General features: G+C 64.3%; 22 protein-coding genes. 7 read left to right on the top strand and 15 right to left on the bottom strand.

Annotation, left to right across the window (positions count from 1 at the left end; genetic code table 11):
* Positions 1 to 95: 95 nt before the first annotated feature.
* From EN786_RS24600 to EN786_RS24590, 3 genes are all read right to left on the bottom strand, one after another.
* Positions 96 to 1901 (bottom strand): ABC transporter ATP-binding protein, encoded by a 1806-nt coding sequence (locus EN786_RS24600; RefSeq protein WP_135908942.1) that lies wholly within the window; start codon positions 1899 to 1901, stop codon positions 96 to 98.
* A 410-nt stretch (positions 1902 to 2311) separates the two neighbouring features.
* Positions 2312 to 3988, bottom strand: a complete 1677-nt coding sequence (locus EN786_RS24595) for an NAD+ synthase (RefSeq protein WP_127311503.1) — start codon at positions 3986 to 3988, stop codon at positions 2312 to 2314.
* Between the two features lie 84 nt (positions 3989 to 4072).
* Complete coding sequence (locus tag EN786_RS24590) at positions 4073 to 4786, bottom strand: DNA-3-methyladenine glycosylase I (RefSeq protein WP_127311504.1); 714 nt, start codon at positions 4784 to 4786, stop codon at positions 4073 to 4075.
* Between the two features lie 90 nt (positions 4787 to 4876).
* Here EN786_RS24590 and EN786_RS24585 point away from each other — a divergent pair, with 90 nt between their 5' ends.
* Together EN786_RS24585 and EN786_RS24580 are read left to right on the top strand one after the other, a co-directional pair.
* Entirely contained in the window at positions 4877 to 5437 is a 561-nt protein-coding gene (locus EN786_RS24585) for a DUF1003 domain-containing protein (protein WP_127283872.1), read from the top strand.
* Entirely contained in the window at positions 5437 to 6048 is a 612-nt protein-coding gene (locus EN786_RS24580; RefSeq protein ID WP_127311505.1) for a DedA family protein, read from the top strand. The genes EN786_RS24585 and EN786_RS24580 overlap by 1 nt, the downstream gene beginning before the upstream one ends.
* A 2-nt stretch (positions 6049 to 6050) precedes the next feature.
* Here EN786_RS24580 and EN786_RS24575 read toward each other — a convergent pair whose 3' ends face one another.
* From EN786_RS24575 to EN786_RS24565, 3 genes are all read right to left on the bottom strand, one after another.
* Entirely contained in the window at positions 6051 to 6650 is a 600-nt protein-coding gene (locus EN786_RS24575) for a hemerythrin domain-containing protein (protein WP_127283870.1), read from the bottom strand.
* 40 nt (positions 6651 to 6690) lie between these two features.
* Complete coding sequence (locus EN786_RS24570; protein ID WP_126054317.1) at positions 6691 to 7050, bottom strand: diacylglycerol kinase; 360 nt, start codon at positions 7048 to 7050, stop codon at positions 6691 to 6693.
* Between the two features lie 111 nt (positions 7051 to 7161).
* On the bottom strand, positions 7162 to 7590 hold the full coding sequence (locus tag EN786_RS24565) for a GFA family protein (RefSeq protein ID WP_127283869.1): 429 nt from the start codon (positions 7588 to 7590) through the stop codon (positions 7162 to 7164).
* Positions 7591 to 7909: 319 nt separating this feature from the next.
* On the opposite strand from EN786_RS24565, the gene EN786_RS24560 reads away from it, so the two are divergent.
* The 3 genes from EN786_RS24560 to EN786_RS24550 all read left to right on the top strand — a co-directional run bounded on the left by EN786_RS24560 (position 7910) and on the right by EN786_RS24550 (position 10193).
* On the top strand, positions 7910 to 8980 hold the full coding sequence (locus EN786_RS24560; RefSeq protein WP_127283868.1) for a diguanylate cyclase: 1071 nt from the start codon (positions 7910 to 7912) through the stop codon (positions 8978 to 8980).
* Between the two features lie 102 nt (positions 8981 to 9082).
* Positions 9083 to 9466: an MbcA/ParS/Xre antitoxin family protein gene (locus tag EN786_RS24555; RefSeq protein ID WP_189340687.1), complete on the top strand. Its 384-nt coding sequence runs from the start codon at positions 9083 to 9085 to the stop codon at positions 9464 to 9466.
* A complete protein-coding gene (locus EN786_RS24550; protein ID WP_127311865.1) occupies positions 9426 to 10193 on the top strand; it encodes an RES family NAD+ phosphorylase in 768 nt (255 codons plus the stop codon). Before EN786_RS24555 ends, EN786_RS24550 begins: the two co-directional genes overlap by 41 nt.
* Before the next feature lie 88 nt (positions 10194 to 10281).
* Here the strand turns inward: EN786_RS24550 and EN786_RS24545 are convergent, their stop codons facing one another.
* From EN786_RS24545 to EN786_RS24530, 4 genes are all read right to left on the bottom strand, one after another.
* The gene (locus EN786_RS24545) at positions 10282 to 10986 is read right to left on the bottom strand and encodes a hypothetical protein (RefSeq protein ID WP_135908940.1); all 705 of its coding nucleotides are present in this window, start codon (positions 10984 to 10986) and stop codon (positions 10282 to 10284) included.
* A gap of 172 nt (positions 10987 to 11158) precedes the next feature.
* Positions 11159 to 12532, bottom strand: a complete 1374-nt coding sequence (locus EN786_RS24540; protein WP_127310392.1) for a 3-deoxy-7-phosphoheptulonate synthase class II — start codon at positions 12530 to 12532, stop codon at positions 11159 to 11161.
* Positions 12533 to 12724: 192 nt separating this feature from the next.
* Positions 12725 to 16222 carry a transcription-repair coupling factor gene (mfd, locus tag EN786_RS24535; protein ID WP_135908938.1) on the bottom strand — a complete coding sequence of 1166 codons (3498 nt, stop codon included), beginning with the start codon at positions 16220 to 16222 and terminating at the stop codon, positions 12725 to 12727.
* Between the two features lie 13 nt (positions 16223 to 16235).
* Positions 16236 to 16523 carry a succinate dehydrogenase assembly factor 2 gene (locus EN786_RS24530; RefSeq protein WP_127310397.1) on the bottom strand — a complete coding sequence of 96 codons (288 nt, stop codon included), beginning with the start codon at positions 16521 to 16523 and terminating at the stop codon, positions 16236 to 16238.
* A gap of 92 nt (positions 16524 to 16615) precedes the next feature.
* Between EN786_RS24530 and recG the strand changes: the two genes are divergently transcribed.
* Entirely contained in the window at positions 16616 to 18724 is a 2109-nt protein-coding gene (gene recG, locus EN786_RS24525) for an ATP-dependent DNA helicase RecG (RefSeq protein ID WP_127310394.1), read from the top strand.
* On the opposite strand, the gene EN786_RS24520 is transcribed toward recG, so the two are convergent.
* From EN786_RS24520 to EN786_RS24500, 5 genes are all read right to left on the bottom strand, one after another.
* Positions 18676 to 19431: a DUF502 domain-containing protein gene (locus EN786_RS24520; protein WP_127310395.1), complete on the bottom strand. Its 756-nt coding sequence runs from the start codon at positions 19429 to 19431 to the stop codon at positions 18676 to 18678. The two genes, recG and EN786_RS24520, sit on opposite strands and share 49 nt — an antisense overlap.
* Positions 19432 to 19524: 93 nt before the next feature.
* Positions 19525 to 21348 (bottom strand): glutamine--fructose-6-phosphate transaminase (isomerizing), encoded by a 1824-nt coding sequence (glmS, locus tag EN786_RS24515; protein WP_135908936.1) that lies wholly within the window; start codon positions 21346 to 21348, stop codon positions 19525 to 19527.
* A 188-nt stretch (positions 21349 to 21536) separates the two neighbouring features.
* A complete protein-coding gene (gene glmU / locus EN786_RS24510; RefSeq protein ID WP_127283344.1) occupies positions 21537 to 22895 on the bottom strand; it encodes a bifunctional UDP-N-acetylglucosamine diphosphorylase/glucosamine-1-phosphate N-acetyltransferase GlmU in 1359 nt (452 codons plus the stop codon).
* A gap of 152 nt (positions 22896 to 23047) precedes the next feature.
* Positions 23048 to 23539 carry a nuclear transport factor 2 family protein gene (locus EN786_RS24505; protein WP_245478293.1) on the bottom strand — a complete coding sequence of 164 codons (492 nt, stop codon included), beginning with the start codon at positions 23537 to 23539 and terminating at the stop codon, positions 23048 to 23050.
* A gap of 24 nt (positions 23540 to 23563) precedes the next feature.
* Positions 23564 to 24310 carry a cytochrome c biogenesis CcdA family protein gene (locus EN786_RS24500; protein ID WP_127283343.1) on the bottom strand — a complete coding sequence of 249 codons (747 nt, stop codon included), beginning with the start codon at positions 24308 to 24310 and terminating at the stop codon, positions 23564 to 23566.
* A gap of 175 nt (positions 24311 to 24485) precedes the next feature.
* Here EN786_RS24500 and EN786_RS24495 point away from each other — a divergent pair, with 175 nt between their 5' ends.
* On the top strand, positions 24486 to 24863 hold the full coding sequence (locus EN786_RS24495; protein ID WP_127283342.1) for a hypothetical protein: 378 nt from the start codon (positions 24486 to 24488) through the stop codon (positions 24861 to 24863).
* Positions 24864 to 24888: the final 25 nt, after the last annotated feature.

The following is a 24888-nucleotide window of genomic DNA, read 5'->3' as shown; positions in this document are numbered from 1 at the left end:
CGTCGCCCAGGCCAGGTCTCGCCGGACCGGGTCGTTCCTCTCCGTATCGAAATAAAGGGCACCCCGGACCGGGACGGCACGGAATGCCCTTCGCCTCAGATCACCAGGCCCTTGGTCAGTTCGAGCGCCTGGCGCTCGAACAGGCGGCGGTAGATGCCGCCGTTCAACCGGATCAGCTGGTCGTGCGAGCCCTCCTCGATGATGCGGCCGCGATCGAACACCAGCAGCCGGTCGAGCGCCCTGACCGTCGACAGCCGGTGCGCGATGACCAGCGTCGTGCGGCCGACCATCAGCCGCTCCATCGCCTGCTGGATCAGCACTTCCGATTCCGAATCGAGGCTGGACGTCGCCTCGTCGAGGATCAGGATGCGTGCATCGGCGAGGAAGGCGCGCGCTATCGCCACCCGCTGCCGCTCGCCGCCCGACAGCTTCACGCCACGCTCGCCCACCAGCGTGCCATAGCCTTTCGGCAGGTCGCAGATGAAGTCATGCGCGCTCGCCAGCCGCGCCGCATGCTCGATCTCGGCCTGCGTGGCGCTGGGCCGGGCATAGGCGATGTTCTCGGCAAGCGACCGATGGAACAGGATCGGCTCTTGCTGGACGATGGCGATCTGCGCGCGCAGCGATGCCTGCGCCACCTCGGAAATATCCTGGCCGTCGATCAGGATCCTGCCGGCGTTCACGTCGTAGAGGCGCTGGATCAGCTTGACGAAGGTCGTCTTGCCCGAACCGGAATGGCCGACCAGTCCGACGCGCTCGCCGGAGGCGATCTCGACCGAGAAATCGCGATAGAGCGGCAGCCGGTGGTTACCATAGTGGAAGGTGACCCTGTCGAACCTGATGCGCCCATCGTTGATGCGGATCGGCCCGGCCGCCGGCCGGTCCTCGATGCCGAGCGGTTCGGCCTGGAAGTCGACCAGTTCCTCCATGTCGTTAATCGAGCGCTGCAGATTGCGGATATGCGTGCCGATGTCGCGCAGATAGCCTTGCAGCACGAAGAACGAAGTCAGCACGAAGGCAACGTCGCCGGCGCTGGCCTGCCCCCAGGCCCACAGCATCAGCGCCAGACCGATGACGGCGGTCCTCAGCAGCAGAAGCATCGTGCCCTGGGTGGTGCCGTTGATGGTGCCGCGCACCCAGGTGCGGCCCGTGCGGGCGCGCCATTTGGCGACGACCCTTGCAAGCCGCGCCTCCTCGCGCGTCTCGGCGCCGAAGCCCTTGACCACGGCATTGCAGCTCACCGCATCGGCCAGCGAGCCGCCAAGGCGCGTGTCCCAGGTGTTGGCGAGCCGGGCGGCCGGCGCGACATAGCCAAGCGACAGCGTCGCCGTCACCGTGATGAACAGCACCGAGCCGACGGCGACCACCGCGCCCATAAGCGGCCAGAACCAGCCGAGCAGCAGCGTCGAGCCGACGAGCATGACGACCGACGGCAAGAGCGCGATCAGGATCGTGTCGTTGAGCAGGTCGAGCGCCCACATGCCGCGCGTGATCTTGCGCACGGTCGAACCGGCGAAGCTGTTGGCATGCCAGTCGGTGGAAAAGCGCTGGACGCGATGGAAGGCGTCGGCCGCGATATCGGCCATCATCTTCAGCGTCAGCTCGACGATGGCCATGAAGGCGGCGTTGCGCAGCACGACGCCGGCCAGCGCCAGGGCAACCAGCATCCAGAAGGCCGAAATCGCCGCGTTCCAGGCGACGGCATCGGCTGCACTGCCATTGGCGACGGCGTCGACCAGCCGGCCGGAATAGAGCGGCGTCAGCACGTCGGCCAGCGTCGACAGCAGGAAGGCGCCCATGATTAGCGAAAGCCGCCACGGCTGGCGCCGCCAATGGCCGAGCGTGAAGCCGAGCACGCTGCGGAAGGCGTCGGCGCGCAGGTCGATTCGAAAACGAGCCATGATGTCATCCGGGCGCAAATGTGCCCGGTCCCGGTAAGATGGAATTGAGAAAAACCGCGTCGGCGCCAATCTGGCGCCCGGAATACGGAGGTTCAGCATAGTGGCGGCTCGCCCATATCGGGCGGCGACCGGCAGCGGCAAATGCCTTTCCTCGATCGAAGCTTTGTCGCGAAGGCAAGCCTTCGCGAGGCGACGATCAGGACCTAGGCTTCGCGGCCTCGCATAACGATTTCCAATCGTGGCATTCGGTTCCTCCTGGTGGAGAATCGCGGAGACGTTCTTATAGAGACGCTCTTGCGCATCGCCAAGACAGTCCGCGGGCGAATGCGCATCTGGTCCAAGCAGTGAGACGATTTTGCAACAACGGCCGGTTGTACCGTGGCTGTTCAGGCTGGGCAGGAAAGAAGCGTTTACCGCCCGTCCCTGAACCGGTTGGTGATCGGGTAGCGGCGGTCGCGGCCGAAATTCTTTCGGGTGATCTTCACGCCCGGCGCGGCTTGCCGGCGCTTGTATTCGGCGATGTAGAGCAGGTGCTCGACCCGCGCCACCGTCGCCCGGTCATGGCCGCGCGCGACGATATCGTCGACGCCCATCTCGTTCTCGACCAGGCACTCCAGAATGTCGTCGAGCACCGGATAGGGCGGCAGCGAGTCCTGGTCGGTCTGGTTCTCGCGCAGCTCCGCCGACGGCGCCTTGTCGATGATGTTTTTCGGGATCACCTCGCCGGAAGGGCCGAGCGCGCCCGGCGGCACATGGCTGTTGCGCCAGCGCGACAGCGCGTAGACCTGCATCTTGTAGAGGTCCTTGATCGGGTTGAAGCCGCCATTCATGTCGCCGTAAAGCGTGGCGTAGCCGACCGACATCTCGCTCTTGTTGCCGGTGGTGACGACCATCGAACCGAACTTGTTGGAGATCGCCATCAGGATGGTGCCGCGCGCGCGGCTCTGCAGGTTCTCCTCTGTGATGCCTTCCTTGGTGCCTTCGAACATCTGCGTCAGCGTGTGCAGAAAACCTTCGACCGGCTCGAAGATCGGCACGATGTCATAGCGGCAGCCGAGCGCGCGGGCGCAGTCCTCGGCATCCTTAAGCGAATCCTTCGAGGTATAGCGATACGGCATCATCACGGCGCGCAGCCGCTCCTCGCCCAACGCATCGACGGCTAGCGCGGCGCAGATCGCCGAATCGATGCCGCCGGAAAGGCCGAGCACGACGTTCTTGAAGCCGTTCTTGTTGACGTAGTCGCGCAAGCCCAGCATGCAGGCCCGGTAGTCGGCCTCCTCCCGCTCCGGGATCTTCGACATCGGCCCTTCGGAGCAGGCCCAGCCATCCTGCGTGCGCTTCCAGGTGGTGACGTCGACCGCCTCCTCGAACTGGCTCATCTGGAAGGCAAGCGTCTTGTCAGCGCCTATGGCAAAGGAAGCGCCGTCGAAGATCAGTTCGTCCTGGCCGCCGAGCTGGTTGGCGTAGATCATCGGCAGGCCGCATTCGATGATTTGGCGGATGACGACCTGGTGGCGGATGTCGATCTTGGCGCGGTAATAGGGCGAGCCGTTCGGCACCAGCAGGATCTCGGCGCCGCTTTCGGCCAGCGTCTCGCAGACGGCGACCTCGCCCCAGATGTCCTCGCAGATCGGAATACCGATGCGCACGCCGCGGAAATTGACCGGTCCCTGCAATTCCGGCCCGGCCTGGAAGACGCGTTTCTCGTCGAATTCGCCGTAGTTCGGCAGATCGAGCTTGTAGCGCTCGGCGAGGATCTTGCCGCCATCGGCGACGATGATCGAATTGTGCGTGCCGCTCTTGCGCTTCAGGGGCGTGCCGATGATGACGCCGGGACCACCATCGGCAGTGTCCTTGGCGAAATCTTCCGCGGCCTTCTCACAAGCCTTCAGGAAAGCCGGCTTCAGCACCAGATCCTCCGGCGGATAGCCGGCGAGGAAGAGCTCGGTGTAGAGCACGATGTCGGCGCCCTGTCGGGCGGCGTCCGCGCGCGCCTCGCGCGCCTTGGCGAGATTGCCGGCGACGTCGCCGACAGTCGGATTGAGCTGGGCGATGGCGATGCGCAGGATGTCGGGCTTCTTGGTCATGCCTGCGGGTTTAGCGCGGCAAATTTCGCCCGGCAATGGCGTTCGCTTGGGCCACTATGCCCAGCGGGCCAATGTCGCGAAATCCTATTCGCCCATATATTCTCGCAGGGCTTCCGGCGAGTGGTTCTCGCCGATCGACATCGAAAGTATTCGGGAAATGTGCCGGCGCGGCAGGCCGGTTTCAGTCGACCATTGATTGATCTGCGCCTGGATCTTGTCGAGGTCCCGCTTCGAGGTCGGGTTCTCGGCGATGTCGATACCGGCATCGCGCAGCGCCGCCGCCATGTCGGTCGAGACGATGAAGGTGTCCCACTCCAGCCAGCGCAGGAAATACTGGCCGGTGTTGCCGCCAAGCCGGCTGCCATGCTTGCCAAGCCAGGCGGTCAGCCCGACCTGGTCGTCGGCCGGCCAGGCGGCGAGGAATTTGCCGAAGCCGCCATGCTCCTTCGCCACGCGCTCGACGAAGGCGGCATTGTCGCGGACGGACCTGATCTTCTGCGGATTGCGCACGATGCGCTTGTCGGAGGCCAGTTCGTGCCAGAAATCGTCGGGCTGGAACAACAGCCGCTTCGGCTCGAAGCTGAGGAAGGCCTCCTCGAAACCCGGCCACTTCTGCTCGATGACGCGCCAGACGAAACCGGCTGCGAAAATGCGCTCGGCCATGGTCGACAGGATGCGGTCATCCCCGATCTTCGCCACGGCCTTGTTGTCGGGCATCGGCCCGAGCAGCGATTGAAGCGCTGCTTCCCCGCCCTTGCGCTTCGCCGCGCGGGCGCGGATTTTCTGGAAATCGGCCATGGGTATCCTCGCGGGTTCGCGTCAATGTAACACTTCCCGTTCGGGCCGGCAGCCTCTACCTCTATGCAAGCTTTCATGACGGAGGGCGACATGAACAAGACAATCGATGACCTGGCCAACCGCTGGCTCAAACGCCGGCTGGATGGCCTCGGCCAGATCGAGAGCCGGGTGCTGCAAAGCGCGCTCGATCGCACCACCATCTCGAAGGACACAAACAAGGCCGTCGCCTTTCACCAGACATTCGGCGACCGCGTCGCTGACACCATCGCCCGCATCGGCGGTTCATGGTCGTTCATCCTGACCTTCGTCGCCTTCCTGATCCTGTGGACCTGCGGCAATGTCTGGCTGCTGTCGCGCGCCGCCTTCGACCCCTACCCCTTCATCTTCCTCAACCTCGTGCTGTCGATGATCGCAGCACTGCAGGCGCCGGTGATCATGATGTCGCAGAACCGCCAGACCGAGCGCGACCGCATCGACGCCGCCCACGACTATGAGGTCAACCTCAAGGCCGAGATCGAGATCATGGCGCTGCACGAGAAGCTGGACGAACTGCGCCACAGCGAGCTGATAGGCATGCGCGACGAGATCGTGCGGCTGGCCGAGCAGGTCAGACGCATCGACGAAAAGCTGTCGGCGCGACAAAGCCCCTGATGACCGAGGCCATCCATCACTTCATCGAGCAGTACGGGCTGGTCGCGGTCTTCCTGGGCTGCGTCGCCGAAGGCGAAAGCGCTGCCATCCTCGCCGGCTTCTTTGCCCATCAGCATGTCTTCGTGGCCTGGCAGGCTTTCCTGGCTGCGGCCATCGGCGCCTTCGCCGGTGACACCTTCTTCTTCATCCTCGGCCGCAGCTTCGCCGATCATCCCTATGTGCTCAGGCTGAAGGCGCGGCCAGGCTTCAGCCATGCCTTCCGTCTCGTCTCCTCCCATCCCAACATCTTCGTGCTTTCGAACCGCTACATCTACGGCATGCGCCTGGTCGGCGGCGTCGCCGCCGGCTTCGCCAGCATCACAGTGACGCGCTTCGTCCTCCTCAATGCCATCTCGTCGCTGGTCTGGGCGGCGCTGTTTTGCACGGTCGGCTACGTCTTCGGACTGGGCGCCGAACGCATCGTCGGCCAGGCGCTGGCGCGTCACGAACGGCTGCTGACCGCGCTGGCGATCGGCCTTGCCGTCGCCATCCTCGCCTGGTTCCTGGCCCATAGCGTCGCCAAGAAGGAGCGCGCCAACGACGCAAGGGATGGTCAGAGCGAGGCCAAATAGGCTCAGTCGATGTCGGTCTCGGCGTCGAGCGCGCTGTCGCCACGGTCGAGGATCAGCGGGATGATCAAATCCTCTTCGTCGGCCAGATGCCTTGTGAGCATGGCGATCAGCCGGCTGTTCTCATCGGCATAGGCATCGGCGGCAAAGCGCTGTCTGTCCTCGCTCTCCTGCAGCGTTCGGATGAAGGCATTCGCCGCCTCGGCATTGCGCTCCAGCCCCTCGTGGATGGTGTGATGATCGGCATCGAGGATCTCGAAGCCGCGCTTCAACCGGGGCTCGGCCTTGGCGAAAGCCGGAAAGTACTGATAGTCCTCGACGTTGTGGTGGCCGTCGAGATTGCCGAGGAAATGGTTCAGCCGCGGCGCGAACCAGCGCGCGAAGTCAGGCGCTGTCAGCCTGCCCTCGCGATAAATGCCAATGCCGTCGGTGAGCAAGCCGCCGAGCTCGCGGAACATGTCGTGCCGCCCAAGCCACATATTGGCGAGGCCATGAATATTGCCGTGGCCCTGCCAGGTCTCGCGCGGATATTTTTGTGTCAGCCAGCGCAGATCGTCCGGCAGGCCGGCTCGCTCGAGCAACAGAAAATCAGCGGCGTCCGACATGACAGTCTCCTTTGGTAACCGTCATGTAGGAAGCGCTATACTAGATCGGTAGTCCCGTGATGCGCTCGATAATGGCGATGCCCCAGACGCCGGCTACGATCACCACCGAGATCAGCACCGCCAGCGAACCGCAATCCTTGGCGAGCTGGATGTCGACATTGAACTCGCGGCTGAAGGCGTCGCAGGCAGCCTCGATGCCGGTGTTGAGCACTTCGACCATGATCAGCAGCAGCACCGCGCCGAGCAGCAGCGCGTAGCCGCGCCACGACACCGAGATGAACCAGCCCGCCGGCAGGGCAAGGGTGAGCAGCATCAGCTCCTGCTGGAAGGCTTTTTCGTGGGCAGCCAGCTTGCGGAACGCCCGCACCGAGTTGAAGAAAGCATCGATCAGCCGCTGCATGCCCAAATCCCCTTTCCGAGTGACCGGCAGGGGATATAGCAACGGCTGGATCAATGGAATAAGGCAGTGCCGCCAAAAATCACGCGCTCTGCCGCTTTGCTCGCTTGCCGGTCATTCGGCGGCCTCACCGGCGACCTTGACCGAGGGCGACGATTTCTCGAACTGCGGCAGCCCGTCGTCGATCGAATAATAGTCGCCCTTGTCGCCAACGAAGATATGGCTTTCCCCGGCAAGTCCGGACGGCCTGTCGAAGGCGCCGGCCATGATCGAAATCTGGTCCAGCTCGTTGTGCTTCCAGAACAGCAGCGAGCCGCAGATGCGGCAAAATCCGCGTCTGGCGACATCGGACGCGCCATACCAGCTGAGCACCTCGGCTCCCTCTATGTCGACATCGGCATCCTTGGCCGATGTCGCCGCGACGAAATGGCCGTTCTGCCTGCGGCATTGCGAGCAGTGGCAGTAGACGACACCGCGCAGGGCTCCCCTCGTCCTGAAGCGCACCGCTCCGCACAGGCATGCTCCGCTGTGTTTTTCGTCCATCCCGGTCTCCTTCGAATTCCTCTCGCGCTGGTGGCAGGATTCCAGTTTTGCGCCCGCCGGGCACCGGCAAATGCGACACCGGCGGGACGTGTTTCGCCCTGCACCTGCATAAGGGGCTATTACATCCTGAGGTAGAGAAAACCGTGCTGAAATCCGTCCTATTAAGGAAACTTTAGCGCGCTCGCATCTATGGTCGTTACGAGTGAAGGTCGTGAGCGGGGACGCGATACTTCTCGTGTCTGGCATTTCCGGTCGCACTCCCCTCATGGCGACACCGGCACGCGCAGGTCTGCGGTGGTTCTTGAGGAGTGAACAGAACATGCAGCCGGCTTTCGTTCCAAATGACAGGAACACCGACATTGCGAGCACCGTCGTGGCGACGATGCGCCAGCTCGGCGTGCTCGGCCTGCCGCGCAACTACGAGATCTTCTACGAGGCGCTGAGCGGCAGCAATCACGAACTCAGCCTGGCCGTCGTCTCGCTCAGCAACCGGCCGACCCAGGAGGATCTCGACCGCATCGGCCGTACCTTCTTTGCCCAGCATCATGGCCCCGGCATCGTCGAGCACGCGCGCGACGTCATCGCCAAGGAGCTCGAGGACATTGCCTCGCTCTTGCGCAGCGAGCGATCCCACATCGAAAAATACGGCCGCATCCTCGACGAGACGTCGAGCGGGCTCGGCAACCGCAGCATGCTGTCGCAGGACCTGCTGCAGAAGATCGTCACCGCCATGTCGGCGGCCACCAACTCGACGATCGACCATGGCAGGCAAGTGGCGAGCACGCTCAGCGAAAAGACCGCCGAGCTCGAGAGCGTCAAGTCGAAGCTCGAGGAGTACAAGCGGCTCGCCGACACCGATCCCTTGACGCAGGTCTGGAACCGCCGCGCCTTCGACAAGGAAATCACCAGGATCTACAATTCCAACAAGGGCATCCTGTTCAATGCCCTGATCCTCGCCGACATCGACCGTTTCAAGGACATCAACGACCGCTTCGGCCATCCGGTCGGCGACAGGATCATCCAGATCATCGCCGAGATCTTCCAGACCAGCATTCGCGGCGACATGTTCGTTGCCCGCACCGGCGGCGAGGAATTTGCCCTCATCGTCGAGGGCGCCAGCGAGGATACTACCTTCGAGATCGCCGAGCGCATCAGGACGCTTATCGAGCAGACGCCGTTCACCAGCAGCCAGACCGGCACCAATTACGGCACGGTGACCGTGTCGATGGGCATTTGCATGGCGTCCGAGGCCGAAAGCCCCGAGGACCTCTACACCAAGGCCGACCGGGCGCTTTATCGTTCGAAGGTCGGCGGCCGCAACCGCGTGACCAGGCATTCGGCGATGGCTGCCCGCGCCGGCAAGAGCTGGCTGCTCTACAAGAAGGACTGAGTTTTCGTGCCGATCATCGGCCTGCCCGCGAAAAATGTTTCGCGGCAATCCCTTTCCATGTGAATTTTTGTAGCCTATATTTTCCATGGAAAGGAGCACGCCATGCCATCCGTGCAACCTCATATCGCCAGCGGCACGGCCGAAAACGCCGTCGTCACCAAGGCCACGTTGCGCGCCGCCGAACTGCTCGACGTTACAGCAAGGGTGCTGGCGTCGGTCATCGGTGTCTCCGAAGCCACGGTTTCGCGCATGCGCAAGCAGGATTTCCTGCTCGAGCGCGGCACCAAGCCGTTCGAGCTGGCCGTCCTGTTCGTCCGGCTGTTTCGTTCTCTCGACGCCATCGTCGGCGGCGACGAGGGCATCGCCCGGGCCTGGCTGAAGAACGCCAACACGGCTTTCGACGGCGCCCCGATCGAGAAAATCCAGACGATATCAGGACTTGTCGATGTCATCGCCTATCTGGACTCCCGACGCGCTCTCGTCTGAATCCATCCGGCTCGAAGGCAAATACTGGCGCATGGTCGAGGCGCAGCACCGCGTCTCGACGCTGAAGGTCGTCGACACGCTGGACGAGCAGGCCCTGCTGGAAGAGCTGATCGAGGAGACCAAGCCGCAGATCCCGCTCGAATGCCGGCACCTCCATTATCTGCTGGCGACGCCCTTTCGCTACGGCTCGGTCTATCCGCATGGCTCGCGCTTTCGCCGCGCCGGCCGGACCAGGGGCGTCTACTATGCGGCGGAGACCATGTTCACGGCTGTCGCCGAGATGGCGTTCTACCGCTTGCTGTTCTTCGCCGAATCCCCTGACACGCCCTGGCCGCGCGACGCCGCCGACTACACCGCATTCGCCGCCGCCATCAAATGCGCCGCCGCCATCGACCTGATGAGGCCGCCGCTCGATCGCGACGCGGCCGCATGGACGCATCCGACCGACTACGCCGCTTGCCAGGCCATCGCCGATGTCGCGCGCGAAGCCGGGCTGGAGGCGATCCGCTACCGCTCGGCGCGCGACCCGAAAGGCGCCAACATCGCGCTGTTGACGTGCAAGGGTTTTGCAAAAGCAAAGCCGCTGGAGCCGCAGACCTGGCGCATCCGCCTCGGCGCCTTCGGCGTGCAGGCGATCTGCGAGTTTCCGGAGAAGCGGATCGAATTCTCCAGGGCGGCCTTCACCGATCCGCGGCTTGCCGGGCTGCGCTGGGAACGTGGGCGCTAGAGCATGATCCCGAAAACTGGGAACCGGTTTTCGGAAAAGATAATGCTCCAACAAAGAGTTGGACGATCCAACGAAACGCCCTCCTGATCTAAGCCAATATGTTCACGGCCCGCGCCGCGACCAGTGCGATTGTCAGCAGCGAGATCAACGCCTCCGCCATCATCAAGAGCTTGGCGCGCTGGGTAAGCGGCAAGGTGTCGGTCGGCGAGAATGCCGTCGCGTTGGTGAATGCCAGGAAGGCATAGTCGACGAAGCCGGGCAGCCAGCCGCGGATCTCGCGGTCGGGCAGCGTCATCTGCGGGAACAGGAAATCGGCCTGCGCGCGCTTGACCAGTCCGCAGGTCGGCGGCCCGCCGCGGTCCGTGCTCCAGAACCACAGCGAGAAGACGATGACGTTGGTGACCCAGATGTTGAGCGCATCGACAAGCAGCGTGCTGCCGGCGCCGGCATGGCCTTCGAGCAGCGCCCTGACCAGGAAGACCAGCGCCCCGCAGTTCATGACGCTGATGACGCCGGTGAGGACCAGCGCGATGCGGCGGATGTAAAGGCGAAACCGGCCGATCGCGTACCAATGCTCGCGGTCGACGGCCTTCTGTGTCGCCATTTGCGTCCACGCCGTCGCGACCGACAGGGGCACCAGCAGCACCGCCTCGATCGCAGGCGCCAGCCAGCGCGGGCCGAACGACAGGTCGTTTATGACTAGAAGCTGCAGGCAGATGATGACGAGGACCGCCGCGCGTGCCGACCAGAAATCAAGCGCGCGGTGGTGGATGACGGCATGCTCGTGACGCATGATGAATGCAGGAACCAGTTGCGGTGGACGATGCAGTTCCACCCAATCTTGGTCTTGCAGTGGTCGTGCCAGAACACATTTTCGTAAGTCTGACGTTACCGGGCTCGGCCCCGAACGAAAAAGGCGCCGGATTTCTCCGGCGCCCTTGACTGGATCCAAACCAGCAAGCGGTTCAGCCGTTGGCGGCCTGCTTGTGCTGGACCGTATGGCTCTTCTTGAGCAGGTCCGAGACCAGGAAAGCGAGCTCGATCGCCTGGTCGGCGTTGAGGCGGGGATCGCAATGCGTGTGGTAGCGGTCCTGCAGGTCTTCCGCGGTGATGGCGCGGGCACCGCCGGTGCATTCGGTGACGTTCTTGCCGGTCATCTCGACATGGATGCCGCCGGGATGCGTGCCTTCGGCCCGGTGCACTTCGAAGAAGGTCTGCACCTCCTTCAGGATGCGATCGAACGGCCGCGTCTTGTAGCCGGCGGCCTCGATCGTGTTGCCATGCATCGGGTCCGACGACCACACCACGCTGCGGCCTTCCTTCTGCACTGCCCGCACCAGCTTCGGCAGATGCTCGGCCACCTTGTCGGAACCGAAGCGCGCGATCAGCGTCAGCCGTCCCGGCTCGTTTTCCGGATTGAGCAGGTCGATCAGTTCCAGCAAACCGTCCGGCGTCAGCGACGGGCCGCATTTCAGGCCGAGCGGGTTCTTGATGCCACGGCAATATTCGACATGGGCATGGTCGGGCTGGCGCGTGCGGTCGCCGATCCAGATCATGTGGCCCGACGTCGCATACCAGTCGCCCGAGGTCGAATCGACGCGCGTCAGCGCTTCCTCGTAGCCCAGCAGCAGCGCCTCGTGGCTGGTGTAGAAATCGGTCTCGCGCAACGCGAAGTTGGTCTCCGAGGTGATGCCGACCGCCTTCATGAAGTCCATCGTCTCGGTGATGCGGTTGGCGAGCGACTCGTATTTTTCGCCCTGCGGGCTGTCGGACACGAAGCCGAGCATCCAGCGATGCACATTCTCCAGGCTGGCATAGCCGCCCTGGGCAAAGGCGCGCAGCAGGTTGAGCGTCGCCGCCGACTGGCGGTAGGCCATTTCTTGCCGGGCGGGGTCTGGGATGCGCGACCTGGCGTCGAACTCGATGCCGTTGATGATGTCGCCGCGATAGCTGGGCAGCGTTACGCCGGCCTTGGTCTCGTTGTCGGACGAGCGCGGCTTGGCGAACTGGCCGGCGACGCGGCCAACCTTCACCACCGGCTGCGCGCCGGCGAAGGTCAGAACGACGGACATCTGCAGGAAGACGCGGAAGAAGTCGCGGATGTTGTCCGCGCCATGCTCGGCGAAGCTTTCTGCGCAATCGCCACCCTGGAGCAGAAAGGCGTCGCCGGCGGCGACGGCCGCCAACTGCTTCTTCAGCTTGCGCGCCTCACCGGCAAAAACCAGCGGCGGAAAGGTGGCGAGCTGGGCTTCCGTGTTCTTCAGCGCGGCAAGGTCCGGATAGGCAGGAACCTGCTTGATCGGCTTTTCTCTCCACGAATTCGGCGACCATTTCGTCATCGTTGCACCCAAACGCCCTTCAGCGGCAATTCCGGAAAACTGTGATCTCCGTGCGGAATTGCGTCAAACAAACAGATGAACGGGCACCCTCGCCCGCCATTCCCGCCCCCTATATGGGGTGGCGGCTGCATACACGAAGCCGAATTCCTATTCTAGACCGGAATTTCAGCACTGGCGAATGCGCCGGACGGGCTATGCTGCCTTGTCGACCAGCCGCGCCAGCTGCGTCATCACCACGGCCGAGCCGGCCAGCCGCTTTTCGGCGTTCGGCCAGTCGCGGATGAAGACGACGCTGTGGTCTGGCCGGATCTTGGCCAGCGAACCCTGCTCGCCGATGAACTTGACCAGCCCGACCGGGTTGGGGAATTCGCGCTTGCGGAAATGGATGACGACGCCCTTGGGACCGGCATCGAGCTTTTCGACATTGGCCCTGCGGCAGAGCGCCTTGATGAACACGATCTTCAACAGATGCGTCACCTCTTCCGGCAGCGGCCCGAAACGGTCGATCAGCTCGGCGCCGAAGGCGTCGATCTCCTCGGTGTTCTCGAGGTCGCCGAGGCGGCGGTAGAGCGCCAGCCTGAGCTGCAGGTCCGGCACATAGCTTTCCGGGATCATCACCGCCGTGCCGACGGCGATCTGCGGCGACCAGCCGCCGTCCTGCACCTCGCCGGAATCCTTCACTTCGGCCACCGCCTCCTCCAGCATCTGCTGGTAGAGCTCGAAGCCGACCTCCTTGATGTGGCCGGACTGCTCTTCGCCCAGCAGATTGCCGGCGCCGCGGATATCGAGGTCGTGGCTGGCGAGCTGGAAGCCGGCGCCGAGCGTGTCGAGCGACTGCAGCACCTTCAGCCGCCGCTCGGCGGTGTCGGTCAGCTTGCGGTTGGCCGGCAGCGTGAACAGCGCATAGGCGCGCACCTTGGAGCGACCGACGCGGCCGCGCAGCTGGTAGAGCTGCGACAGGCCGAACATGTCGGCGCGATGGATGATCAGCGTGTTGGCGGTCGGAATGTCGAGACCGGACTCCACGATGGTCGTCGACAGAAGCACGTCGTACTGGCCGTCGTAGAAGGCGTTCATGATGTCGTCGAGCTCGCCCGGCGGCATCTGGCCGTGCGCCACCGCGACTTTCAGCTCCGGCACCGATTGCTTCAGGAAATCATGGATCTCGGCGAGATCGCTGATGCGCGGCACGACATAGAAGGAGTGGCCGCCGCGATAGCGCTCGCGCAGCAGCGTCTCGCGGATGACCAGCGGATCGAAGGGCGAGATGAAGGTGCGCACCGCCATGCGGTCGACCGGCGGCGTCGCGATCAGCGACAGTTCGCGCACGCCGGTAAGGGCGAGCTGCAGCGTGCGCGGGATCGGCGTCGCCGACAGCGTCAGCACATGCACGTCGCTCTTCAGGTCTTTCAGCCGCTCCTTGTGCTTGACGCCGAAATGCTGCTCCTCGTCGATGATCAGCAGGCCGAGATTCTTGAACGAGATCGCCGACCCCAGCAGCGCATGCGTGCCGACGACGATGTCGACCGTGCCCTCGGCGATGCCCTTCTTGGTTTCGGCCAGTTCCTTGGAGCCGACCAGCCGGGAAGCCTGCGCGACGCGGATCGGCAGGCCGGAGAAGCGCTGCGAGAAGGTCTTGAAGTGCTGGCGCGACAGCAAGGTAGTCGGCACCACCACGGCGACCTGAAAACCTTCCATGGCGGCAATGAAGGCGGCGCGCAGCGCCACTTCGGTCTTGCCGAAGCCGACATCGCCGCAGACCAGCCGGTCCATCGGCTTGCCGGCGCCGAGATCGTCCATGACGGAATCGATCGCGCCCTGCTGGTCGTCGGTCTCCTCATAGGGGAAGCGCGCGGAGAATTCGCCATAGAGGCCTTCGGCGGGGATCATGGCGGGCGCCGAGCGCATCTGCCGCTCTGCCGCGATACGGATCAACTGCCCGGCCATGTCGAGCAGGCGGCGCTTCAGCCGCGCCTTGCGCGACTGCCAGGCGCCGCCGCCGAGCTTGTCCAGCGTCGCCTCGGCCGAATCCGAGCCGTAGCGCGACAGAAGCTCGATGTTCTCGACCGGCAGGAACAGCCGGTCGTCGCCGGCGTAGTGGATTTCCAGGCAGTCATGCGGGGCACCGACCGCCTCGATGGTGCGCAGGCCCATGAAGCGGCCGATGCCGTGGTCGGTATGGACGACAATATCGCCAGACGACAGCGACGAGGCTTCGGCAATAAAGTCTGATGCGCGCTTCTTGCGCTTGGAGCGCCGGATCAGCCGGTCGCCGAGGATGTCCTGCTCGGCAACGACCACCAGTCTCTCGGTCTCGAAGCCGGATTCGAGCGGCAGCACGGCAAGGCCCGCCTGCCCCGGCTCGAGCTTTTCCGCCTCGGCAAGCGTCGCCACCGGCTTCAAATTGCCAAGATGATGCTCGGCCAGGATCTGGCCGAGCCGGTCGAGCGAGCCTTCGGTCCAGCCGGCGACGACGACGCGGCGGCGCGCGGCGCGCTCGTCGGCGATGTGCTTCACCACGACATCGAAGACGTTGATGTTGGGATCGGCGCGTTCCTCGGCGAAGCTGCGGCCATGCCGCGCGCCGGCATGGAAGACCTTTTTGCCCCCCACATCGGGCGCATCGAAGACGGTGAAGTCGATGTCTTCGCGCGGGCCGAGAGACGCCTTGAGATTCTCCGGCGAGAGATAAAGCAGGTCCGGCGCCACCGGCTTGTAGGGCACCGCGTCCTTCAGCGCGCCGTCGGCCTGCTTGCGGCGCGCTTCGTAGTGGTCGAGGATCAGCGTGTGGCGTTCGGCCAGCGCCTCATGCGCCAGATGGTCGAAGACCACGGGCACGTCGGGCAGATAGTCGAACACCGTCTCCAGCCGCTCGTAGAAGAACGGCAGCCAGTGCTCCATGCCGGCAAAGCGCCGCCCTTCGCTGACCGCGGCATAGAGCCCGTCGTCGCGCGACGGCGCGCCGAACGCCTCGATATAGGCGCGGCGGAAGCGGCTGATCGTCTCCGGGGTTAGCGCCACTTCGCTCATCGCCTGCAGCGCCATCGACGTGCGCTGGCCGGTGGTGCGCTGCGTGGCGGCGTCGAAGACGCGGATCGATTCCAGCGTGTCGCCGAAGAAATCGAGCCTGAGCGCCTCACTCCAGCCGGGTGCGTAAAGATCGAGGATGCCGCCGCGCACCGCGAACTCGCCGACGCCACGCACCGTCGGCACCCGCTCGAAGCCGGAGGTTTCCAGCCGCGACACCAGCGCATTCATGTCGATCTGGTTGCCGGGCCTGGCGTGGAACGTCTGCGCTTCGATCAGATCGGCGGGCGGAATGCGCTGCAGCAGCGCATTGGCGGTGGTGAGGATGACGGCGCGGTGCGGCTTCCTGGCCAGTGCGATCATGGCGGCGAGCGCGTCGAGCCGGCGCGCGGCCGCGTCCGAGCCGGGCGAAACGCGGTCGTAGGGAAGGCAGTCCCAGGCCGGCAGTTCCAGCACCGGTAGGCCCGGCGCGGCAAAAGCCAGCGCCTCGGTGATCGCCGGCAAGCGCTGGCCGTCGCGCGCCACGAACAGCACTGGCTTGTCGGGCGCGATCTCGTGCGCAGTCTGCACCAGCGCGAAGGCTTCGTAGCCGTCGGCGACGCCGTCGACGATGAACTGGCCGGCGCGGCCCTTCGGCAGGCCGATTGTGGGGATCAGGCTCATGAAATCACGTCGTTCAAAATGTCATGGTGTGGCGCGACGCCAGGATCTTTCGCAGCACCGCGCAATCGATATCGGGCGGAACCGGGCGTTCACCGGTGATCAAAGGCAGGAATTCGGCGTCGGGAATGTCGAGGAGCCTCTCATATTGGTCGATTTCCTCGCCGGTCAAGGCGCCGATCTCGGCATCGGCGAAGGAGCCGAGGATAAGGTCCATCTCGCGCATGCCACGATGCCAGGAGCGGAACAGGAGCTTGCGGCGGCGGGCATCCAGCCCCTCGCTTGATCTTCTCGTTCCGGTCATGGCGCCGCGTCCCTGTCTGAAGCGGCGCATATAGCGTGGATAGAGCGCGGTGTCAGCCTTGCGCAATGGCCGTCGCGACATAAGCTGACATCATGCGTCCCTCCCTCCTCGATCCGCTGTTCGTCCCGATCACCTCGCTTGCCGGCGTCGGGCCGAAGGTTGGCCTGCTGATCGAGAAGGTGGTGGTTGCCGATCTCGGCGACCGCGCCGCGCGTGCCGGCGACCTGTTGTTCGTGCTGCCCCACACCGTGATCGATCGCCGCAACCGGCCGGGCATCGCGCTCGCCGCCGAAGGCGCGATCGTCACGCTCGAGGTCCGCATCGACCGTCACCAGCCGCCGCCGCGCGGCAACAGATCGGTGCCGTACCGTGTCTTCGCCCATGACGACACCGGCGAGATCGCGCTGACCTTCTTCCATGCTCACGCTTCCTATCTCGAAAAATCGATGCCGGTGGGCGAGCACGTCGTCATCTCGGGCCGCATGGAGTGGTTCAACGGCCGCCCGACCATGGTCCACCCCGACCATATCGCGCTCGCCAGCGAGGCGGAAAACCTGCCGCTGGTCGAGCCGGTCTATCCGCTCACCGCCGGCCTCTCGGGCAAGGTGCTGCGCCGCGCCATCGGCCAGGCGCTCGGCCGCCTGCCGGAACTGCCGGAATGGCAGGACGACGCCTTCATGCGCCGCCAGACCTTTCCCGCCTTCGCCGACGCGCTCACCCGCATCCATTATCCGGCGGACCCGATCGATGTCGCCATAGAGGGGGCGGCGTGGCGGCGCCTCGCCTATGACGAACTGCTCGCCGGCCAGGTCTCGCTCGCTTTGGTGCGGGCAAGAATCCGCCGCCTGTCCGGCCGGCCGCTGACCGGCGACGGCAGCATCGTCGAAAAGCTGCGCTCGGCACTCCCCTACTCGCTCACCCCGTCGCAGGAATTTGCGCTCGCCGAAATCCTTGCCGACCTCGCCGACCCCGAGCGCATGCTGCGCCTGCTGCAAGGCGATGTCGGCTCGGGCAAGACGGTCGTAGCACTGCTTGCCATGGCGCGCGCCGTCGAGGCGGGTGGCCAGGCGGCGTTGATGGCGCCGACCGAAATCCTGGCGCGTCAGCATCTGGCGACCATCGCGCCGCTGGCGGAAAAGGCCGGCCTGCGCACCGGCATTCTCACCGGCCGTGAGAAGGGTCGCGAACGCACCGAGACATTGGCGGGGCTGGCCAGTGGCGAGATCGACATCGTCGTCGGCACGCATGCCCTGTTCCAGGAATCGGTGGCGTTCGACGATCTCGTCCTGGCCGTCGTCGACGAGCAGCACCGCTTCGGTGTCCACCAGCGACTGGCAATTACCGCCAAGGGCGATGCGCCCGACATGCTGGTGATGACGGCGACGCCGATCCCGCGCACGCTGGTGCTCACCGCCTTCGGCGACATGGACGTCTCGAAGCTGACCGAAAAGCCAGCCGGCCGCCAGCCGATCCGCACGGTCACCTTGCCGCTGGAGCGGCTGGACGAGCTGGTCGGGCGCATGCGCGACGCGGTCGGCGATGGCCAGAAGATCTACTGGATCTGCCCGCTGGTCGAGGAATCCGAAGAGATCAAGCTGATGTCGGCGGAGGATCGCTTTGCCTCCCTGAAGCCGCTGTTCGGCGACCGCATCGGGCTGGTTCACGGCCGCATGAAGGGCGCCGAGAAGGACGAGGCGATGCGCGCCTTCAAGCAGGGCGAGACGCGCATCCTGATCGCAACCACCGTCATCGAGGTCGGCGTCGACGTGCCGGACGCCACGATCATGGTCATCGAGCATGCCGAGCGCTTCGGCCTGGCCCAGTTGCACCAGTTGCGCGGCCGGGTCGGGCGTGGCGACAAGCCCTCCTCCTGCGTGCTGCTCTACAAGGATCCGCTCGGCGAGACGGCGAAACGCCGCCTGTCGGTGATGCGCGAGACCGAGGATGGCTTCCGCATCGCCGAGGAGGATCTCAAGCTGCGCGGCGAAGGCGAATTGCTGGGCACCCGCCAGTCCGGCACCCCCGGTTTCCGGGTGGCGCGCCTCGAGGCTCATGCCGACCTGCTGGAAGCCGCGCGCGACGATGCCCGCCTCATCCTGTCGCGCGATCCGGAACTGCAGTCCGAGCGCGGCGAGGCGCTGCGTCTGCTGCTTTACCTGTTCGGCCGCGACGAGGCGGTGCGTTTGTTGCGCGCTGGTTGAGTGGCCCCAAGCGCCGGATTGGCCAGCGAGCCTTCGATTTGCTCGCCGTTCAAGGTCACGAGCTTGGTCTTGACCTCGGGCGCCACCAAGCCGGCCGAAACGATCAGCTTGGCGCCGTCTTCGATCGTCATGTCGAGAAGCACGATCTCGGATTTCCGCACATACATCAGGAAACCGGTGGTCGGATTCGGCGTGCACGGCATGAACACGGCGATCAGCGGGTCGCCTTCATGATTGAGCTTCTGGTTGATCTCGGTTTCCTTCTCGCTGGCGATGAAGACCAGAGACCAGACGCCCTTGCGCGGATATTCGACCAGCCCCACCTGGCGGAACATGTCGCCCTTGTTCGACAGCACCGTCTCGAAGATCTGCTTCAGCGAGCGATAGATGCCGCGCACCAGCGGCATGCGGCCAAGCAGCCTCTCGCCAAAATTGACGATGGCGCGACCGACGATGTTGGCGGTCATGAAGCCGATCAGCGTGATCAGCACAAGCGCGACGATGAGACCGAAGCCGGGCACCGGAAACGGCAGGTAGGTGTCCGGGCTGTAGCGCAGCGGGATATAGGGCTTCACCCAGGAATCGACCCAGCCGATGAAGGACCAGGCGATATAGGCGGTGATGGCCAGCGGCGCGCAAACGATGAAGCCCGTCAGGAAATAGTTCCTGAGCCGGGTCATGCCTGAGGTCTTCGGGGCGTCGGACATGGATCACCGCAGCGCAGGTTGCGCCGCAACATTAGTGAACCACAACGCGGTTTGGAACTGCGAAGTTTTTAAACAGCGTTCGTTGGCGAACGCCTATTCCACGGTCACCGATTTCGCCAGATTGCGCGGCTGGTCGACGTCGGTGCCCATGAACACCGCGGTGAAATAGGCGAGCATCTGGATCGGCAGCGCGTAGATGATCGGCGAGATGATTTCCGGCACGTCGGGCAGCACGATCGTCTCCATCGTCTTGATGCTCGCCTGCGCCGCGCCCTTGCTGTCGGTGATCAGGATGATCTTGCCGCCGCGCGCCGCCACCTCCTGCATGTTGGAAACCGTCTTTTCGAAGATGCGGTCGTGCGGCGCGATGACGATTACCGGCATGTTCTCGTCGATCAGCGCGATCGGCCCGTGCTTCAGTTCGCCGGCGGCATAGCCCTCGGCATGGATATAGGAGATTTCCTTGAGCTTGAGCGCGCCTTCCATGGCGAGCGGGAAATTGGTGTCGCGGCCAAGATAAAGCACATCCGAATAGCGGGAGAGCTCACGCGAGATGCGTTCGATCTGGCCGTCTAGCTTGAGCACCTGGTTGGCGAAGCGGGGTGCCTCGGAGAGCTCGCGCACCAGCGCCTTCTCCTCGTTGCGCGAGATCGTGCCGCGCGCCACGCCCGCCCGCACCGCGAGCGAAGCCAGCACCGACAGCTGGCAGGTGAAGGCCTTGGTCGAGGCGACGCCTATCTCCGGCCCGGCCAGCGTCGGCAGCACCACATCGGACTCGCGCGCCATGGTCGATTCGCGCACGTTGACGACGGCGCCGATCTTCATGCCGGCCTTGCGGCAGTAGCGCAGCGAGGCCAGCGTGTCGGCGGTTTCGCCCGATTGCGAGATGAAGAAGGCCGCGTCGTTCGACGACAACGGCATCTCGCGATAGCGGAATTCCGAGGCGACATCGATGTCGACCGGCAGCCGTGCATAGCGTTCGAACCAGTATTTGCTGATCAGCCCGGCGAGATAGGCGGTGCCGCAGGCCGAGATCGCCAGCCGGCCGATCTTGGCGAAATCGAAGGGCAGTTCCAGCGGCTTCGAGACGCCGGAGACGAAATCCACATAATGCGCCAGCGTGTGCGAGATCACCTCCGGCTGCTCATGGATTTCCTTTTCCATGAAATGGCGCCGGTTGCCCTTGTCGACCATGAAGCCGGTCGACAGCGACTGCTGGCGCTTGCGGTCGACCTTGTTGCCGTCCATGTCGAAAATCGCGACCTCGTTGCGGCGCACCACCGCCCAGTCGCCGTCCTCCAGATAGGTGATCGAGTTGGTGAAGGGCGCCAGCGCGATGGCGTCGGAGCCGAGGAACATCTCGCCGTCGCCATGGCCGACGGCCAGCGGCGGACCGTTGCGGGCGCCGACGATGAGGTCCTCGTCGCCCTTGAACATGATCGCCAGCGCGAAGGCGCCCTCCAGCCGCTTCAGCGCCTTGTGCGCTGCCACGACCGGCTTCAGCCCCTTGGCGAGTTCCCGCGCCACCAGATGCGCGACGACCTCGGTGTCGGTCTGCGAGGAAAAGTTGTAGCCGTCGCGGGTCAGCTCGTCGCGCAATTCGGCGAAATTCTCGATGATGCCGTTGTGGACGATGGCGACGCCGTCGGAAAAATGCGGGTGCGCGTTGGTCTCGTTCGGCACGCCATGGGTGGCCCAGCGCGTGTGGCCGATGCCGATCGTGCCGTCGAGCGGCTCTTCCTTCAGCCGGCGCTCGAGATTGATCAGCTTGCCTTCGGCGCGGCGACGGCCGAGCTCGCCATTCTCGATGGTGGCGACGCCGGCCGAGTCATAGCCGCGATATTCGAGCCGCTTCAGCGCGTCGACGATGAGCGGCGCCACCTGCTGTTGGCCGACAATTCCGACGATGCCGCACATGGCCGTTACCCCCGATTCCCCATGGAAAACCAGCGTTATCTAGGGATTGCCGGCCTGCCGTGAAAGTCACTTTGCGTTTCGTTCCGTGTCACCGGAACGGTCATTTTTACGCATGCACCATGACAGACCGCTCTTGCAATCCGATTACTGCAATCGTTCGCCTTTTCAGGCCACCGGTTTGACGGAATTCACTTTTTCCTCGCCGCCGCGGCCGAAGCAAAACGCTCGCGTATTTCCTTGCCCTTGCCCGGAATCGTCTTCTGGCGGGCGCGGCCGAAGGCCAGCGCATCGTCGGGCACGCTTTCGGTGAGGACGCTGCCGGAGGCGATGTAGCTGCCCTTGCCTATCGTGATTGGCGCCACCAGCGAGGAATTCGAGCCGACAAAGGCGCCCTCGCCGATGTCGGTGAAGAATTTCGAGTAGCCGTCATAATTGCAGGTGATGGTGCCGGCGCCGATATTGGCGGCAGCACCCACGCGCGCATCGCCGATATAGGTCAGGTGGTTGACCTTGGCGCCCTCCTCGACGGTCGCCTGCTTGACCTCGCAGAAATTGCCGACCTTGGCCTTTTTCCTGAGATCTGTCCCCGGCCGCAGCCGCGCGAACGGTCCCACCTCGCAGTTCTCCGCGATTGTGGCGCCCGTCATATGGCTGAAGGCATGGATCGTGGCGCCGGTGGAAATCTTGACGCCCAGGCCGAACCAGACATTGGGCTCAACCACCGTATCGGCGCCGATTTCGGTGTCGTGCGAGAAATAAACCGTTTCGGGCGCGATCAGCGTGACCCCTGAGAGCATCGCCTCGCGCCGCCGGCGCGCCTGCCAGATGCCTTCCGCCTCGGCAAGCTCGGCCCGGTTGTTGATGCCGAGCGCGCTCTCGAAGCTGGCTTCCGTCGCCACCACATCGAGGCCGCGAGCACCGGCGATCTCGACGATGTCGGTCAGGTAGAACTCGCTCTTGGCATTGGCATTGCCGACCTCGTCGAGCAGATCCAGCGCGCTCCTGCCGGCGACGGCCATCATGCCGGCATTGCAGAAACCGATCTTCTTCTCCTCGTCGGAGCAATCCTTCTCCTCGCGGATGGCGACCAGCCGGCCGCCCTTCTCGATCAGCCGGCCATAGCCGGTCGGATTGGGCGGACGGAAGCCGACGACGACGACCGCGGCACCTTCCGCCAGCTTCTGCCGCGCGACGGCAAGCGCTTCCGGTTCGATCAGCGGCGTGTCGCCGAACATGACGAGAATATCGTCGTAACCCTTTGATATAGCAGCACGCGCGGCCAGCACGGCATGCGCGGTGCCGAGACGCTTCTCCTGCACGAAAGTCTCGGCGTTCGGCGCGAATTTCTGCGCTGCCTTGCGCATTTCGTCCGCGCCATGGCCGATCACCAGCGCCAGGTCGCCGCTGCCGGCGGCTTCCGCCGCCTTCGCCACATGGGCGACCATCGGCAGCCCGGCGATCGGATGCAGCACCTTGGGCAGCGCGCTCTTCATGCGTGTGCCCTCGCCGGCGGCAAGGATGACGGACAGGCAGGATCTCTGGCTCATGAAAGGGCAACCATATGAACAGGGTCGGGAATCAAGGCATATCTAGCATCAGCGCCCATGCTGCACCAATGCGGTTAAATTCCGGTGAGACGGCGGATCTGCCTACTCCTGATCAGCGCATCTCAAGGCGCGATCCAGCAGGCAATATGCCGCTACAACAGACCGTACTGCCTGAATTCCGCCTGCTCATCGCCGGCGATCCAACCAAACACTTTCAGGCGGCCGTCGCGTCTTTCTACGAGATAGTTGACCTCGAAATCGATGGTCAGACGGTCCTTGTTCTTGCGTTCGTATTCGCCCGACCATTGCACCTTGGCAACGCAATGGTCCTGGTCGATGGGCGTCACCGAGACATCGGCACAAATCATCTTCTTGCTGCCGATCGCCCGATAGGCCTCGAAGCCCTTTTTCATGACGTCCTTCAACTCCGCGCCATTTTCGCCAACGACGACCCCTGCTGGCGTCACGGAGACAAAGCCGGTCGAGTAGATGTCCGCGACGTCGTCCAGATCGACGGTGCCCGCGATCGCGTCGTTGTAGACCCTCTCATACGTCTTGAAGAACTTTTGCAGATCCGCCTTGGATACCATTCTCGCCTCACCGTCGCGCTTGCGCACGAGCCTGCAACGCGGGCTTTCAGGCATCGTTCCGGTTGCGGAGGATGGGAGCTACCCCAGCCGCCCCAGGCCCGGGAAATTTTCCAGCAGCCAGTAGGACGCGCTCTGCACGCCGCCGGTCAGGAAAAACACGCCGGCGACGACCAGCAGTGCGCCGATCGCCTGTTCGACGCGACCGAGATGGACACGGAATCTGGCGAGGAAGCGCATGAAGGCGCCGGAAAACAGGGCGGCGATCAGGAACGGGATGCCGAGACCGAGCGAATAGGCGGCGAGCAGCAACGCACCTTCGCCCACCGTCTCGCGGCCGCCCGCCAACGTCAGGATCGGACCCAGAACCGGTCCGATGCAAGGCGTCCAGCCGAAAGCGAAGGCCAGTCCCATAATGTAGGCGGCGACCAGGCTGGCCGGCTTGCCCTGCGACTGGAAGCGCGCCTCGCGCGACAGCAGCGGAATGCGCAATATGCCGAGGAAGTTGAGCCCCATCAGGATGATCAGTGCGCCCGCCACCATCGCCAGCGGTTCCTGCCACAGCCGCAGCAGCCGGCCGATCGTCGAAGCGCCGGCGCCGAGCGCCACAAACACGGTGGAGAAACCGAGCACGAAGGCGATGGAGGATGCAATCAGCGCGCCACGCGCGCCGGCCCTGGCAGTGGCGCCGGCATCGCCGCGAAAGTCATCGACCGAAACGCCGGCCATGTAGCAGAGATAGGGCGGCACCAGCGGCAGCACGCAAGGCGACAGGAACGAGATCGCCCCCGCTCCGACCGCGCTGACATAGCCGATATCCAATGCCATTCCTGGTGCTCCAGAACGTTATGGCGCTGATATAGCGAGACAAAGGCGCGTCTGCCAATCACCAATGCGTGGCAAGTCGCCGCTACAAAATTGGAAGAAACGGCAGCTTCGACACGTTGAGAAGAAAGAGCCCGCGATCGCCGCGTGCTTGTTTCACGACCCCAGGGAGGTACTCATGAAGTCGATCATTGCTGGATTAGCCGCGCTTTTGCTCGGTGCCACGGCATCCCAGGCCGCCGAGGCGTGGAAGGAAGCCGAGGTCGGCGGCACGAAAATCTACACCGACGCCATGGGCATGACGCTCTACACCTACGACAAGGACGAGAAGGGCAAATCGAACTGCTACGACAAATGCGCCACCAACTGGCCGCCCCTGAAGGCCGAGGCCGGCGCCAAGGCAGACGATGAATGGACGATTGTCGACCGCACCGACGGCACCAAGATGTGGGCCTATGACGGCAAGCCGGTCTACACCTTCATCAAGGACAAGAAGGCCGGCGACGCGACGGGCGACGGCGCCTCCGGCGTCTGGCACATCGTCAAGGCCGACTGAGTTTTCCGCCCCGAAACATCGGCTG

Source organism: Mesorhizobium sp. M4B.F.Ca.ET.143.01.1.1, assembly GCF_004792275.1.
Taxonomy (GTDB): domain Bacteria; phylum Pseudomonadota; class Alphaproteobacteria; order Rhizobiales; family Rhizobiaceae; genus Mesorhizobium; species Mesorhizobium abyssinicae.
The sequence above is the reverse complement of the archived record's forward strand: the minus strand, read 5'-3'. Positions and strand labels throughout refer to the sequence as shown.

Coding starts and splice junctions, on each gene's coding strand:
- EN786_RS24600 (WP_135908942.1), bottom strand. CDS start 1,901: ATGGCTCGTTTTCGAATCGACCTGCGCGCCGACGCCTTCCGCAGCGTG.
- EN786_RS24595 (WP_127311503.1), bottom strand. CDS start 3,988: ATGACCAAGAAGCCCGACATCCTGCGCATCGCCATCGCCCAGCTCAAT.
- EN786_RS24590 (WP_127311504.1), bottom strand. CDS start 4,786: ATGGCCGATTTCCAGAAAATCCGCGCCCGCGCGGCGAAGCGCAAGGGC.
- EN786_RS24585 (WP_127283872.1), top strand. CDS start 4,877: ATGAACAAGACAATCGATGACCTGGCCAACCGCTGGCTCAAACGCCGG.
- EN786_RS24580 (WP_127311505.1), top strand. CDS start 5,437: ATGACCGAGGCCATCCATCACTTCATCGAGCAGTACGGGCTGGTCGCG.
- EN786_RS24575 (WP_127283870.1), bottom strand. CDS start 6,650: ATGTCGGACGCCGCTGATTTTCTGTTGCTCGAGCGAGCCGGCCTGCCG.
- EN786_RS24570 (WP_126054317.1), bottom strand. CDS start 7,050: ATGCAGCGGCTGATCGATGCTTTCTTCAACTCGGTGCGGGCGTTCCGC.
- EN786_RS24565 (WP_127283869.1), bottom strand. CDS start 7,590: ATGGACGAAAAACACAGCGGAGCATGCCTGTGCGGAGCGGTGCGCTTC.
- EN786_RS24560 (WP_127283868.1), top strand. CDS start 7,910: ATGCAGCCGGCTTTCGTTCCAAATGACAGGAACACCGACATTGCGAGC.
- EN786_RS24555 (WP_189340687.1), top strand. CDS start 9,083: ATGCCATCCGTGCAACCTCATATCGCCAGCGGCACGGCCGAAAACGCC.
- EN786_RS24550 (WP_127311865.1), top strand. CDS start 9,426: ATGTCATCGCCTATCTGGACTCCCGACGCGCTCTCGTCTGAATCCATC.
- EN786_RS24545 (WP_135908940.1), bottom strand. CDS start 10,986: ATGCGTCACGAGCATGCCGTCATCCACCACCGCGCGCTTGATTTCTGG.
- EN786_RS24540 (WP_127310392.1), bottom strand. CDS start 12,532: ATGACGAAATGGTCGCCGAATTCGTGGAGAGAAAAGCCGATCAAGCAG.
- mfd (WP_135908938.1), bottom strand. CDS start 16,222: ATGAGCCTGATCCCCACAATCGGCCTGCCGAAGGGCCGCGCCGGCCAG.
- EN786_RS24530 (WP_127310397.1), bottom strand. CDS start 16,523: ATGACCGGAACGAGAAGATCAAGCGAGGGGCTGGATGCCCGCCGCCGC.
- recG (WP_127310394.1), top strand. CDS start 16,616: ATGCGTCCCTCCCTCCTCGATCCGCTGTTCGTCCCGATCACCTCGCTT.
- EN786_RS24520 (WP_127310395.1), bottom strand. CDS start 19,431: ATGTCCGACGCCCCGAAGACCTCAGGCATGACCCGGCTCAGGAACTAT.
- glmS (WP_135908936.1), bottom strand. CDS start 21,348: ATGTGCGGCATCGTCGGAATTGTCGGCCAACAGCAGGTGGCGCCGCTC.
- glmU (WP_127283344.1), bottom strand. CDS start 22,895: ATGAGCCAGAGATCCTGCCTGTCCGTCATCCTTGCCGCCGGCGAGGGC.
- EN786_RS24505 (WP_245478293.1), bottom strand. CDS start 23,539: ATGCCTGAAAGCCCGCGTTGCAGGCTCGTGCGCAAGCGCGACGGTGAG.
- EN786_RS24500 (WP_127283343.1), bottom strand. CDS start 24,310: ATGGCATTGGATATCGGCTATGTCAGCGCGGTCGGAGCGGGGGCGATC.
- EN786_RS24495 (WP_127283342.1), top strand. CDS start 24,486: ATGAAGTCGATCATTGCTGGATTAGCCGCGCTTTTGCTCGGTGCCACG.